2 protein-coding genes are annotated in these 1,232 nt (G+C 51.1%); both read right to left on the bottom strand.

The genetic code is table 11. The annotated features are described in order from the left end of the window. Positions 1–75: 75 nt before the first annotated feature. The gene (locus ACFO6W_RS14325) at positions 76–678 is read right to left on the bottom strand and encodes a DUF3575 domain-containing protein (protein WP_379997562.1); all 603 of its coding nucleotides are present in this window, start codon (positions 676–678) and stop codon (positions 76–78) included. A gap of 81 nt (positions 679–759) precedes the next feature. Continuing rightward, positions 760–1,119: a hypothetical protein gene (locus ACFO6W_RS14320; RefSeq protein ID WP_379997560.1), complete on the bottom strand. Its 360-nt coding sequence runs from the start codon at positions 1,117–1,119 to the stop codon at positions 760–762. Between the last annotated feature and the right edge of the window lie 113 nt (positions 1,120–1,232).

Genomic DNA, 1,232 nt, shown 5'->3' with positions numbered 1-1,232 from the left:
AGGCTGAGCGCCGCCAACAGGAAAAATACAGCCGGTATATGGGAAATATGGAATCGTTTCATACGTTTCATTGTCTTATTTGATTATATAGATGATGGATATACCTGCCTTTGTAGGCCCGAAATAATGCTTGCTGCCGCTTTCCAGCAGCTTGCCGCAGGTTTTACACTCATATTTGTCATAATCCGAATAGGCATACCCGAAACCGAATGTGGCTTCCAGGCTCCAGCGGGGGGAGAGCATCCAGTGGTAACCGTAAGAAAAGCCCGCCCCGAAAAGGTCGCCCCGGTAACGGCTGGTCTCCAGGTCCGGGTACAGGTCCAGCGGCAGCTTGATAGCCCCCACATTGTAATTGGCATAGAGCGCATGCACACCGAAGAAATGACCGAAGAACGGCTCGTAAAGCCAGTAACGGAGCTCGGGCTGCACCAGTATATGCTTCAGCTTCCTATTCCCGCTATAGGTGAAGGGATTGTAATTAACCGGTATATCCAGTGTATAGCGGCTGTCCAGCCTGACTTCCAGCCCCAGGTTGAAAGTGGTGGTCGCATCGTACAGCAGATTGGTCTTGACCGCCAGGTGCGGCGAGGATAGCGGCAGGTTGCCTGCTTTGTCCTGCCCCCGTACGGAAACCAGGGCTATGGCTAGAAGCAGAAAGATGAATACGGATTGTTTCATAAAGGATGTCTGTATTTTTATGTATATATTTTTTATATATTATTTATTTGACTTCATGTTGATTGATCATCGCCTGCCGGTTCACTGTTGTATGACGGTTATTTCCGCCTTGTCCATCCACTCCTCGTAGGGAAGGGATATGCGGTAAGGGTAATCGATGACCGCCCTGCCGGCTGCCTGCAACAGCTTTTTTATATGGTAAGAGCGCAATATGTTGCTGCCAAGGCCCCATAAGGCAAGACGCAAAGACCGGTAGCGCGACCCGCCGGCGACCAGAACCATGGGTAACTCCCTGCGCCTGTCCCCGCCGTATAGTACGGGTATGAACCAGTGCGCCCGGTCGGCCGTGGCCATATCCCCCACAAAATGCATGTCCAGGCCGATATAAAACCGTCCGCCCTGCCGCTCCATCGTTACCGGAAAATAGTGAATACTGCACATCTGTTTGTATTGTTTTTGTTAAACGTTCCATCTGTTGCCTTACCGCCGCCTGTATACTGTTTATACCGTTTTATCCCCTCCCGGATGAACCGGAGTAAGATTGCATGCCCCCC

The organism is Dysgonomonas termitidis (assembly GCF_042654545.1).
GTDB lineage: Bacteria > Bacteroidota > Bacteroidia > Bacteroidales > Dysgonomonadaceae > Dysgonomonas > Dysgonomonas termitidis.
This window is presented reverse-complemented; position numbering and strand designations above follow the sequence as displayed.

Coding starts and splice junctions, on each gene's coding strand:
- ACFO6W_RS14320 (WP_379997560.1), bottom strand. CDS start 1,119: ATGTGCAGTATTCACTATTTTCCGGTAACGATGGAGCGGCAGGGCGGA.
- ACFO6W_RS14325 (WP_379997562.1), bottom strand. CDS start 678: ATGAAACAATCCGTATTCATCTTTCTGCTTCTAGCCATAGCCCTGGTT.